The organism is Mycoplasmopsis gallopavonis, from assembly GCF_900660635.1.
GTDB classification, from domain to species: Bacteria; Bacillota_I; Bacilli_A; order Mycoplasmatales; family Metamycoplasmataceae; genus Mycoplasmopsis; species Mycoplasmopsis gallopavonis.
Genome location: NZ_LR215032.1, coordinates 271,080 through 284,177, shown reverse-complemented (window position 1 = coordinate 284,177; position 13,098 = coordinate 271,080). Strand labels below are relative to the sequence as shown.

Genomic DNA, 13,098 nt, shown 5'->3' with positions numbered 1-13,098 from the left:
CTCTTTTTTATACCTTTTACCTTATTACTTATATACATAGTATATAAGTACAATTTTTAATTATTTTAATTTTTTACAATGATTACAATGATAATAATGTATAATATAAATATGAGCAACTACATTTTGTATAAAAGAAAAAACCCAAAAGGGATTTACATTGCATTAGGAATATCAAAAGGATACGGTAAAGGGATTGGGAATTTAGTTGGATTAGGTTATTGAGAAGAAATTAAAGAAAAATATTCTCTGCAAAACATCGATGATTTAAAACCAATTGCTAGATTGGTTCCTGTTGGAGAAGATAAAATTGAAGTTAAAACCAAATTTTTCCAATTACTTAACCCAACATCTGTCGAAACAAATGTAAAAAACGTTGGTATTGAACTTATTTATAAAGTAATTAAAGAACTAGATTTATTTAAAGGATTACCTAAAACTAAACACAAATCTTTAGAAGAAGTATTAGAATTTATTGTTGCAACAAGAATAATTCAACCAAGAAGTTATATTTGTCAATACAAAAACAAAAATGATTTTTTACATAAGATAGATGTAAAAAAATCTTCAATTTATAACTATTTTGATACTTTTTTAGAATATAAAAATACAATTTTAGTCAATATTTATAACAAAATGCAAGAATTGACAACTAGAAACACAAAATTAATGCATTTTGATAATACAACTGTTTATTTTCAAAGTTTTTCAAGAGATGGTTTGAGACAAAGAGGTTTTTCTAAAGATGGAAAGCATGATGAAGATCAAATTGTTGTGGCTATGGCAGTTGATAATAATGGTATTCCTTTTCACTATAAAGTCTTCGAAGGAAATACTGGAGATTCTAAAACTCTTGTGAAATTTTTAATTGAAATGCAAAGAATTTACAAAACAAAAGACACAATAATAGTTGCTGATAAAGGTATTAGTCAAAATGCAAATTTAAGATATTTAGAACAAAAAGGATATAAATATATAGTACAGAAACGTATTGATATTCTTGGAAAAGAAGATAAAGCATTTATAGTAAATGATCAAGGGTTTGTTCAAGAAAATGATTATTTTACTAAATCTAGATTCGTCCAATCTGTTTGAGCTAAAAACAAAAATAAAAAAAGATATAGCGATACTTTTAGAAAACAATTTGTCTATTTTAGCCCTTCAAAACAAACTTTAGACAAAATAAAAAGACAAAATCTTATTAATAAATTGGAGAAAAAGTCTATTAACGGTGAATTGCCATTAAGTGCTTTGGTTCCTGAATATAAGAAAAAGTATATGGATGTAGATGGTAAAACAGTCGGAAGATTAAATATCGAAAAAATTAAAAAAGTAGCTAATGAAGATGGCTTTTATATGATTGAAACCAACATAACAAACATAGATTCAAAAGAAGCGAATGAAATATATAAGGGACAATGAAAAGTGGAAGAAGGTTTCAGAACCTTAAAATCAGCAATCGAAGTTAGGCCGATGTACGTTTATAAAGACGAGCATATTCAATCTCATGTATTTTTATGCTTTTTATCTCTAATTGTTTTGAAATATTGCATTTATAAATTAAAGAAATTTTATAAAGATAATGGAGAGATCCAAAAACTCACAATGAATATGTTTATAGATGCATTGAAACTTATAACAATCACAACAAAGACTGTGAATGGTAAAGTTGTAAGTGAAATCAAGAATAATTTAGACCCAGAACATAAGGAATTAAACAAAATATATAGTGATTTTCAATATGCAGTGGATGGTCTATCATTGTAATTTAAAAGTACAAAAAACGAATACGCCTTATTTGTAGGTGTATTCGTTTTTTTCTTCATTACAACTTGGAAACGCAGGACACCTTAATAATTTAAGGTGTTTTTTAATTAATTTTTATATCATTAAATAATGATTAAATTAATTTATGCAAGCGATTTAAATGGTCTTATTGGGAAAGGAGACAAATTACCTTGAAATATTCCAAGTGAACTTGCTTTCTTTTTTGAAATGACAAAGCAAGGAACTTTGCTTTTTGGATTGAATACTTTCAAATCTCTGCCTTCTAATTTTCAAAAGCAAGATCGTAAAATTATTCTATCTCTCATAGGACTTAATAACACTGAAGAACAATTATTAAACTTAAAAAATCAAGCAGATTTAATTATTTATACCGAGCAAGAAATGCTTAGTCTTTTTCTAAGTTTTCAAAATTCAAAAGAGAATTTATTTATTTGTGGTGGTAAGGAAATTTATACTAGATATTATTTTGAGCAGATCAAATTTGATTAAGTTTAATTAAAAATACTTATCAAGGTGATGTTTACTTTGATTTACTCCATCAAAAAATAGTGCAAAAAGAGAATAAATATCAAAGTTGTGATGACTTTGATATTTATCAGTATGACGCAAGCTTTGATGAGGAGTTTATTCAAAAAAGAGCAGAGTTTTTATCAAGAAAGTATTAAAATAAGATAACAAAGGAGAATTTATGAAGCAAAGAAATAATTATTACAAACACTTTTTATGATTTTTTGTTTTACTCTCATGACTTTCTATTTTTACACTTACAAATTCTATTTTTGGTTTAATTAATTTTAATTCTTCATTACCGAATAAACTAAGTCAATTAGAATTTGTGCTAGTTTTAATTGGTTTTGTTTTGAATTTGATAATTTTAATTTGACTTTTCTGTGCTTTTTGGCTTTTTAGACCAGTTCAAGGTTTTATTAAAGTCATTCTTTGGATTTTTGGGTATTTGAAAATTTTAAGTCTTTTTATCTTTTTGATTTTACTTATTTCTTCAAATCAAGTTATTAATAGCAATGTCTATCTTTTACTTTATATTTTTCTATTAATTTCAGGAATTATTCAAATAGTTTTTGCACCAGTTGGAATTGCATATTTAATTAGTTTGAAAAAGAAAGGTTAAAATGAATTTATCTAAATTAGTTCGAACAAATATCTTATTATTACTACTAAGCTCTATTTTAGCTTTAATAGGTTCTTTATTTCTTCTTCAAGCTTTTAGTGCTAAGTCGCTTAGCGAGAACTTATTTAATTTTTCGCTTTATAGTTTTTATTTGACAAGTTTTTGTTTAGTTATTTTTATTCTTTGCTTTTTTATTCTTTTTATGTGAACTAGACAAAGAAAATTTCTAATTAATCAATTTTCTATTTTGAGCTTCACTCTTTTGAATTTGATTTTATTGATCTTGCTTACTATTTTAATTAATGTTAATTTGAGCTCACAAAAAATAATTCTTCAAATTTTCTTAGTTTTAAATTCAATTGTTTTAGCAATCAATATTTTTATTACTTTATCCGAGTTAAAAAGTAAACCAGTTTTAAAAGCTTTATTGTTTTGAAAAAAATAGATCAATTCATGTTTGATCTATTTTTTAATTATTTTTTTAAAAAAATCACTGCTTTTTTCTTGGAAAAATATTTTTTTGGGTTATACTACTTACATGAAACAAAGAAAGATGACAGTGATTATTAAAGACATTATGCGTTTTAATAGAATTAATATTAAAACCATTCTTTAATATTGCTGTCTGTCCAAAAAACATAAACAGATGGTAATGAAATCTGTTTATGTTCCTCCTATAGAGGAGCCTTTAATAAGAGTAAATAAGGGAGCAGGCATGCTAGGAACTTATTGAAAGGATATAAAGGCCGAAATGCTTAAAGTGGCAATTTTAAGCGTTGGTAGAAAAACATAAAAGATTTCTACTCTTTGGTTTGAACCATTGGTGCTATAGAATTACTAAGTTAATTTTGAGTTGTTCATAAGAATAATATTAAATTAAGCTTTGTAGTTTTATAGGCTACAAAGCTTTTTTGTTTCAAAAACTAATTTATTATTTAATCTTTTTAAATTAATTCAAAATCAATTTAGTTTTTTAGCGAAAAATTCAAGAACTTAGGTTAATTAATTGATTGTGATTCAACATGTGGTGGTATATTTTATAGTTCTACTAAAATTGATTGAACTAATTTAAGAAATTTATATAAGAGAAATTTAATTTATTTTAAAGGAGATTTACTTATGAAAAAAAGGTGATTATTACTTTCTTCACTTTTAGCAACAGCTACGCCAGCAATTGCTTTATCAGCTGCTTGTGGAACAGGAACAAAACAAACAACACCTACAAATCCTGGTAAAGGTGGAGATACTTCACTTAGCAAAGAACGTCAAGAAGATTTAAACTTTATTAATAGTGTTATTAATGCACCAGTTGATGCTGATCTTTCTAAGTTAGCAAAACAAGGATACTATAGAACATTAATTAATCTTGTCTATCAAGCAGAAGATTTTGAATACGATCATTCATTAGCATCAGGTGGAAAGTTAGGTAGAATTGAAGATTTAGCTCAAGGAGGACTTCTTTCATTAGAATCTTCTGGTGAAACAATTTTTAGAGTTGTTAAAACAACAAATGATGATGGAACAGAAGTTTCTGAAAAACAAATTTTACGTCCTAGTGTTGAAAAAATGAAATTTGAATATGCTGATGCAATTTTAATTACATTGCCAGACGGAACTGTTAAAACATATGATTCAGAAGAAGCGGAAGTTACACCAGAACCAGATATTAATGGAAGATTTTACTCAAATACAGTAGTTAATGCAACTTCTCAAAATCCAAGATCTATTAACTCTGCTACTTTTGTAGAAGACTTAAATAAAGCTTCAAAAGTTGAATTTAGAATTAGAAAGAATGCTTATTGAGTTAACCAAAATGGTGAAAAAACTAAATATCAAGTGACTGCAAATGACTTCTGAGCAGGTCTTGCTAGAACCTATTTATCAGGTGTATCTAACCGTAGAAGATTAGGTGGAACAGCAGACTTAGATGCTGAAACTAGAAAATTATTAATTCAAGCAACAGATTTTGCTGACGATAAAGAATTTAATAACGAATATCTTTTCAATTTATTTAACTTCCAAATTGGAAATGTTGAAAATAGAGAAGCATGAGTTAGAACAGACGCAGAGCAAAACTCATATTTTGTTTGAAATAGATTAGATCAATCTCAAAGCACAAACTTTTATGAAATTTTAACTAAGATCTTTGCTGACTATGACTTCCAACCAGTTCCTTATGAGTATTTGGTTGAAAACAAAGATCAACCTATTGTTAGAACTAAAAAACAAGATATTGATACAACAACATTAGTTAATAAAATTAAACAAGAAGCAACAGGTCTTGCTAAAGAACTTGGAGTTTACTGATACGGAACACAAATAGATAACACCTTATATTCAGGTAAATACTATCCACTTGGATACAACACAGAAACATATGTTCTTTCAATGAAATTAAATCCAAACTATTTTGATCAAGCATATGTACAAAATAAATATGTTGTAAAACAATTCCAAAGAAGATATCAAGTTGCAACAGTTGAAGAAACACAATTTGCAACCGAACAATGAAACCAATATAAATCAGGTGATAATGCCACTGTTCCTTTCTCTACATTAACTACAGCTCAAAAAGCAGAAGTAGAAGGAAATACTCAAAAATTTGGTTTAACATATGCAAAATCAGAGAATAAAACAACTTATACACAAAGATTAACATATACAATGACGCCAGATGTTAGTTACGACTCAGCTACTTGACCAAATTATAATTTCTCAGATCTTCTTTCAAGATTAATTTACGGACAAGCTAGAGAAGGAATTTTTAACCAAAAAACATCAGTTTTAAACTATATTTCAGGTGATTCATTAGAATTTAGAACAATTTTAGGGGCTGCTATTAACTGAAAAGAGGTTTCATCAATCCAAAAACCTAATGCAGATGTTTTACCTTGACTTGTTCCAGTTGCACCAGATTCAGAAATTAATAATAACGTAAACGATCATTCAGCACCAAATACACCAAGATCAAGTTATGAATTATTAAATACTTTATTTGCAGTCGATGGACAAACAGGTCAAAGAATTGATTTAGGTAACGGTCTTGGAACAGAAATTTCTCCTTCTGAAACAAATGCAAGAACTAAAAATAGTGCGGATCAAATTAAATCCGAAGCTTTTGATACTTTATCAGAGAAATTTACTGCTTTATTAGATAGATTTTATGCTTCAACTAATACACCTGCAACAACAAAATTAGAATTTCCAATTTTTTACAGATTCGTTAACGTTCAAGATACAGTTAAAAAATCATTTGAAAAAGTTGTCGAAACATGAAATGCTTTAGATAAAAAAGGTAGATTCCACGCAACATTCGCAAAAGCAGCAACAGATGCTCAATGAAGAGAATATTGATTTGGAAATAGATTCCAAAGTACTATAGGATGACATTATGACTACAATGGAATTGGTTCAGGTCTTGATGGTATGTCTGCTACTGCACAAGTAATTCCGATGTTAGGTGTGCTTGCTTACAACGATGAAGCAAGAGCTAAATTAGCAATTTCATTCCCAAGAACAGCTTCAGCAGCTGAGGCATACAAAAAATTTGTTGAAAAAGAAGGTGTAACAAAATTCTCAATACCTGTTTCACAATGAGGAGAATTAACAAACGAACAATACGCTCGTTTATCAGATATCCTTGGAACTCAAAAAGTAGTTAATGGTCAAACAGTAAAATTAACAGCAGAAGAAATTGCACAAACACAACCAGAAAGTTTCTACTTATTAAGTGCTAAATTCTGATTAAGATACACAAACGGTGAATTTGGAGCAATAACCAAAAAAGAAATCTTAGAACTCACTAATGAACTTGCTCAAATTTCCGGAGTACACATTGATGCCCTTACAGGAATTTTAAAAGATTCATTTGTACCTGTAATTGGTAACCCAAGTTACGTTTCACCAAGCGTTTCTGATAATAACCTTGATAGATCAAATATTAGAATTAAAAAACAAGTAATTGGTTCATAATTAAAATTAATTAATATATCAATGGCAAACAATTAGCTTGGCTAATTGTTTGTTTCGCTTTTAGAAAGGAGAGCAAGCATGCTAAAATATATCTCACAACGTATTTTCTTTGCTATTTTAACACTGCTGATTATTATTTTAGTTGTTTATCTTTCGGTTGCAATTTTCACAGAAAATCCATTTGTGAAGAAACTTCAAAATGAACAATCAAATAATTTATCAGAGTCAGCTAAGCGTGCACTTTTTGATGAATCCGTAAGACTTCATCTTACCCCAAATGTCAATTATGAAGATTATAAAAATAATTGATTTACTTTAAAGGTCAATCCTTTTGTGCGTCTTTTATATTGATTTAAAGATATTTTCAACAAAAATGCACCATTTGGACTTCCTTATAATCCGCAAATTTTAATTACAGCAGGAGCTGATAGCATTCCGCATTATTTCTTTAAGTATTTAAAATTCTCAATTATTATTACTTTACCTTCATTTATCATTAGTGCTATTTTTGGGATTATTCTTGGGGTTATCGCTGGATATAAAAGAGGTACTACATTTGATGTTGTGATTAACTTTTTCTCATTAATTTTTATTGCATTACCATCATTTGTTATTGCTCCGATTTTAATTTCAGTTTTATTATCAGTTAATGTTCCGCCAATTTTTTACAACCCATTCTCTGAAACAGATATTATTGCTCACGGATGAAATAGAATTATTCTCTCATGAATTCCACCAATTTTAATTATTGTTCTTGGTTCTCTTTCAGCTTATATTTCATATGCAAGAAACCAAGTTGTATCTGTTTTAACTTCAAATTATGTTTTAATAGCTAAATCTAAAGGATTAAGCACTAGCGAAATTTTCTTTAAATATGTTTTCAGAAATATTTCAATTCCACTTGCTGCAATTATTATCCCATCATACATTGGGCTTTTATCTGGTGGGATTGTTATTGAAACATATTGAAAAGTACCTGGAACATCACAGGTACTTGCTCAGTCGTTCCCAAATGGCGAAATCAACTTAATAATGTTTTCAACAGCATTCTTTACAACATTAGGTTTATTTACAACAATTATAGTCGACATAATTTATACAATTCTAGATCCGAGAATTAAATACGGATCCACTTCAAAATACAGCATTAGAGCAATTGTTTCTGCTTATTTTGAAAGAAATAAAGCCTTTAAAGAACTTGCAATACACGGAAAGAAAGGAGAAAATTAATTTATGACAACCAAAGAATTTAATGAAAAATATGGTTTAAAAATTAAAAATAGTTCTCCAGAGCTTTTCCAAAGAGTACCTAATTCACAAAAAAACTTTGTGAATATCGCTGGTAAACCAAAAAAATTACCAATTGAAATTGCGAAGAGATTTTTTAAAAATCCTTCAACAGTCTTTTTTACAATTATCTTCTTAGTAGTTCTTTTAACTTCAATTTTTGTAACTTTATATAGTAAATACGATTCAAACAATTCAATTTCAAAAAGTATTTATTATAAAATTCCACAGTGAGATCCAGTTACTAACCAATTTTTAAGAGATGAACACGGAAATTTAATTACTAAAAGTATTCTAGGGACACCTAAAACTATTAATTTACCTCCAAGTTATAATGTTTGAGTCAAAAAAGAAGTCTTTTTTAGCACTCAAACTGAATATTCAGAATTTTTAAGAGAAATTAAAGAGCAGTATTATGGCGGTTATATTTTTAATCAAATTATCAAACCAGTAGGTGTTCAAGGTTCTGCGATTAAAATAGTCCCAATTACAATTATTGATGCTTCTGGTGTTACAAGGGAAGCTAAGGAAGTGTATATTGATTCATATAAATTTTATGAAGCTTACAATGTTTTAACTTTACTTAGCAATTCAAAAGTTCCTTTTTCAACTTCACAAGATCAAACTGCTTTAATTGTTAGAGAAATTCAAAATTTAAATCCACAAAATCCAAATTTACAACCTTGATCAATTTTAGGAACTAATAATGTTGGTGTTGATATTTGAACTTCATCATGAATTGGAACTTGAAACGCAATTCGTCTTGCTTTAATTGTTGCAACAATTCAAACAATCATTGGTGTTGCAGTTGGTTCATATTTAGGATTCCATGCAGGTTCATTAGTTGATACAATTATCATGCGTTTAATTGAAATCTTTGAAGCACCACCATCATTAATTTGACTTTTACTTTTTGCTTCAACATTTGGAACAAGTGATTTAACATTAATTTTAGCCTTAGTTTTCACAGGTTGAACTGGTTCAGTTGGGGGAACAAGACTTTTCATTATTACAGTTAAAGACTCAGAATTTATTACTGCAAGTAAATCCGTTGGTGCATCAAAATTAAGATTAATTTATAGACATGCTTTACCTGCTATTATTGGTAAAATTGCAAACAGCTATGTAGCAAGAATTCCTGGAATCATTCTTTCTGTTTCCTCACTTGCTTTCCTTGGATTCTTTAAAGGTGATAATGCCAATTTAGGAGCACTTCTTTCAAGTGCTGTTTCGCAAGCTGGAAACAACTTCTGAATCTTACTTTTACCGTCATTAATTTTATTATCTATCTCAGTATCATTACACTTTATGGCAATTGGTATTCATGACGCCTTGGATCCAAGAGTTATTAAAGTTAAATAAGTTTGAAAGGAGCATTTATGTCAGAATCACTCTTACGTGTTAGAAATTTAAGAGTTAGCTTCAAAACAGGACGTAATAAATTTATTACAATTGTCCGTGGGGTTGACCTTAATATTAAAAAAGGTCAAATAGTTGGCCTTGTTGGTGAATCAGGAAGTGGAAAAAGTGTTACTTCTAAATCACTTTTAAATATTAATGATAATGCTTTTATTTCGGCTGATGAAATGACAATTGACGGTGTCGATCTTACAAAATCTAAAAAAAATAAATTTTGACAAACAATTCGTGGACATAGAATTGGTTATATCCCACAAGATCCACTTACTTCACTTAATCCAACTCGTAAAATTGGTAAACAATTACTTGATGCATTAAATAAAAACTTTGATTGAAAAAATAAACCTTATGTTCAAAAACGTCAATATTTAGTTTCACTTTTAACTCAATTTGGAATTAGAAATGCAGATCAAGTTTTCGATCGTTATCCACACACGCTAAGTGGTGGAATGAAACAACGTGTTGTAATTACTATGGTTGTTGCTCTTAGACCACAACTAATTATTGCTGACGAACCAACAACCGCACTTGATCCAACTGTTCAAGCTTCGGTACTTGCTCTATTTGAAGAAATTCGTCAAAAAATGAATATTTCAATTATTTTAATTAGTCACAACATTTCAGTTGTTGCTAAGTTTTGTGATTATATTTATGTTATGTATGCTGGAAAAATTGTCGAAAAAGGAACTAAACGTGATATTTTCGCAGAACCAGCTCACCCTTATTCATGAGCTTTAATTTCTGCTATTCCAGAAAATAAAGAAGATCGCCTTTATTCAATTAAAGGTACCCCTCCGGATATGTCAAACTTACCTCTTGGAGATGCTTTTGCACCAAGAAATGACTATGCTTTAGAAATTGACTTTATTAAAGAACCGCCTCTTTTCAAAATTAGCGAAACTCATGCAGCTGCAACTTGACTTTTACACCCTGAAGCTCCAAAGGTAGAATTACCAGAAGAGTTAATTCATCGTTTAGAAAGTTTTAGAAAGGTATTTGATGATGCAAAAGAATAAATCAGACATTATTTTAGAAATTTCAAATCTTAAAAAATATTTCGTTAACGGTAATTTTGTTAACAAAGCAGTTGATAATGTTAGTTTTAATGTTAAAAGAGGGGAAATTGTTGGTTTAATTGGTGAATCAGGAAGTGGGAAAACAACCGTTGGTCGTTCATTATTAAGGCTTTATGATGATTTTAGTGGTTTTGTAACACTTGACAATCAAATTATTTCTGGAAAAAGAATTTCTAAAAAACGTAATAAATTCATGCGTAAAAATATTCAAATGATCTTTCAAGACCCTATGGCGGCTTTAAATGGTCAAAACAATATTTTCTCTATTTTAAAAGAACCACTTGTGGTTAATGGAATTATCAAATCAAAAGTTAATGATATTAAAGTTGATTGAAATTCTGTTTCAAACAACTTTCACTATACCTTTTTAGAGGAAGCTCTAAAATTAGAACTTGAAAATCTTAGAATTTCAAACCAACATTTTGGTCCATTTATTAAAAAATGACAAAGTGTCAAGATCGATCGTTTTAAAGCAAATGAATCTCTTGACGATCAATTTAACTCTTACTTTGCTTTTTTAGAGCAAAAAAGCAAAATTAATTCAATTATTATTAATAACTTGTATCAAAATACAGAAAAATTAATTGATCTTTATTTAACTAAACAAAAAGATTATCGTGAACAAAAGATTGATTTAGATGAAGTTGAACTTCAAAATGCTCAAAGAGAATTTAAAAGATTACAAGCATTGCAAAGAAGTAGTGCAGATTATCTCCAAGCAAAAGCTGAACTTAAAGTATCTTTTGCTAATTACCGTGAAATAGCTAGTTATCAAAAAGATTTTAAAGCTGTCGCAAAAAACGCACTTCGTAACTTTATTTCTGAATTTAAAAATGAATCGGATATTCATAAAAATGAAGGATTTAGTTCAAGTTCATTAAACTTTTTCTTCCATAAATATAAACTTTATCGTATTAATCTTTTTATCAAGAAAGCAATTAAATCTAAGCTTGCAAAATTAAAATATTTAGATTTTAATGAGCTCAAAGACTTAATGAATGATCTTCAAGTTTACGCTAGTGATTTTTACAAACAAGAGCTGCAAGTAGATGAAACTAAAAAAGCAAGCATTAAGTTAATTAAAACTAAAATTTCTCAGAATTTTAAATTTGATTGAGGAAAATATTTTGAGCTTTCAGAACAAAGAGCAAAAGAATTTCATCATAAATTAAACGCAAGTAAAATTGAAGGTTTAACTTTATTTAAGAAAGTTTTTGTGAAATTCTTTGATAAACCAGCTAAAAATAAAGAAGCTTATTTAGCTGCAAAAAATCACCTTCAAGCTACTCAAACAAATTTCGAAACAGAACTTGCTAAATATATTGAGGGTTATAAACAAAGAATTGACGATTACAACGAACAAATTCAGGAACAAAAAAGAATTCTCAAAGATTTAAAAAATATTGAGCGTGAAGAAATGACAAAATTCTTTCAAATTCATAAAGAATTTGTTGAATTTTACAAAAAAGAAGTTTTAGCACCAATTAAGGTTCAAATCAAAAAAATGAAAAGTGAGAAAAAAGCAAGTCAGAACGCAAAAGAAATAGCACATTTAAAAGATATGCTATCTCAAAAAAGCATTGACTTAAAAGTTTATAACACTAATGTTAAAGATAAACTTGATAACAATAAATCATTTGATATTGAAATGGTTTATGTTAAAAAAGATATTAGTAATATTTACTTACTTTTAGGGGTGTCTCCTCTTGATCTTAAACTTTACAGTCACAAACTACGTACATTTGCAAATTTAGTACTTTCACCTTGAAGAAACAGACGTTTATCACAACTTTTTACTAAAATTACAATTTATAAAGCTTTAGAGGATGTAGGTTTACTAAAACAATTTGCTTACCGTTATCCACACGAATTTAGTGGTGGACAACGTCAAAGAATCGTTATTGCTCGTGCTTTAATTACAGAGCCGTCTGTTATTGTTGCTGATGAACCAATTGCATCACTTGATATTTCAATTCAAGCTCAAGTTGTTAACTTACTCAAAGATTTATGTAAAAAGAAAAATATCGGAATGGTCTTTATTGCTCACGATCTTTCAATGATTGAATATATAGCAGATCGTGTTCAAATTATGCACCTTGGAAAAATTGTTGAATCTGGTGTAACAGAAAAAATTTACAAAAAACCACTTCATCCTTATACAATTAACTTATTTAAAGCAATTCCAAAAATTTCAAATGCAAATGAGAAATTTAAGGATGTAAGTTTTGAAACTGATTATTTAATTGATCAACAATATCCAAATATTCCGTTTGTGTTTGAAACAGAAGAAGATCACTTCATTTACGCAACAGATAAACAAGCACACGAATGAACAAACAAATTTAATCTTGATATTAAAAAAATTAGTAATTAAGATATAATATTAACAATGAGCCGACATCGAGAGCGTAAAGCTAGATGTTAAGA

The 13,098-nt window shown here is 28.4% G+C and carries 9 protein-coding genes and 1 riboswitch; of the genes, 8 read left to right on the top strand and 1 reads right to left on the bottom strand.

What is annotated here, in order from left to right; genetic code table 4:
- Positions 1-78 precede the first annotated feature (78 nt).
- Together EXC53_RS03545 and EXC53_RS03540 are read left to right on the top strand one after the other, a co-directional pair.
- Positions 79-1,767, top strand: a complete 1,689-nt coding sequence (locus tag EXC53_RS03545) for an IS1634 family transposase (protein ID WP_129724600.1) — start codon at positions 79-81, stop codon at positions 1,765-1,767.
- Between the two features lie 129 nt (positions 1,768-1,896).
- On the top strand, positions 1,897-2,277 hold the full coding sequence (locus tag EXC53_RS03540) for a dihydrofolate reductase (RefSeq protein WP_129724745.1): 381 nt from the start codon (positions 1,897-1,899) through the stop codon (positions 2,275-2,277).
- Between the two features lie 219 nt (positions 2,278-2,496).
- Here EXC53_RS03540 and EXC53_RS03535 read toward each other — a convergent pair whose 3' ends face one another.
- Complete coding sequence (locus EXC53_RS03535; protein ID WP_129724743.1) at positions 2,497-2,724, bottom strand: hypothetical protein; 228 nt, start codon at positions 2,722-2,724, stop codon at positions 2,497-2,499.
- A gap of 19 nt (positions 2,725-2,743) precedes the next feature.
- Between EXC53_RS03535 and EXC53_RS04245 the strand changes: the two genes are divergently transcribed.
- The 6 genes from EXC53_RS04245 (at position 2,744) to EXC53_RS04355 (ending at position 13,045) form a co-directional block, all read left to right on the top strand.
- Positions 2,744-2,917 carry a hypothetical protein gene (locus tag EXC53_RS04245; RefSeq protein WP_165261063.1) on the top strand — a complete coding sequence of 58 codons (174 nt, stop codon included), beginning with the start codon at positions 2,744-2,746 and terminating at the stop codon, positions 2,915-2,917.
- A gap of 669 nt (positions 2,918-3,586) precedes the next feature.
- Positions 3,587-3,754: riboswitch (Lysine riboswitch) on the top strand.
- Positions 3,755-4,036: 282 nt separating this feature from the next.
- On the top strand, positions 4,037-6,889 hold the full coding sequence (locus EXC53_RS03530) for an OppA family ABC transporter substrate-binding lipoprotein (RefSeq protein ID WP_119572120.1): 2,853 nt from the start codon (positions 4,037-4,039) through the stop codon (positions 6,887-6,889).
- A gap of 78 nt (positions 6,890-6,967) precedes the next feature.
- A complete protein-coding gene (locus EXC53_RS03525; protein WP_119572121.1) occupies positions 6,968-8,119 on the top strand; it encodes an ABC transporter permease in 1,152 nt (383 codons plus the stop codon).
- A 3-nt stretch (positions 8,120-8,122) separates the two neighbouring features.
- Positions 8,123-9,538, top strand: coding sequence for an ABC transporter permease (locus EXC53_RS03520; RefSeq protein WP_119572122.1), 1,416 nt, complete (start codon positions 8,123-8,125; stop codon positions 9,536-9,538).
- A gap of 17 nt (positions 9,539-9,555) precedes the next feature.
- Complete coding sequence (locus EXC53_RS03515; protein ID WP_119572123.1) at positions 9,556-10,611, top strand: ABC transporter ATP-binding protein; 1,056 nt, start codon at positions 9,556-9,558, stop codon at positions 10,609-10,611.
- Positions 10,598-13,045, top strand: coding sequence for an ATP-binding cassette domain-containing protein (locus tag EXC53_RS04355; RefSeq protein WP_119572124.1), 2,448 nt, complete (start codon positions 10,598-10,600; stop codon positions 13,043-13,045). Before EXC53_RS03515 ends, EXC53_RS04355 begins: the two co-directional genes overlap by 14 nt.
- The last annotated feature ends 53 nt before the right edge of the window (positions 13,046-13,098 follow it).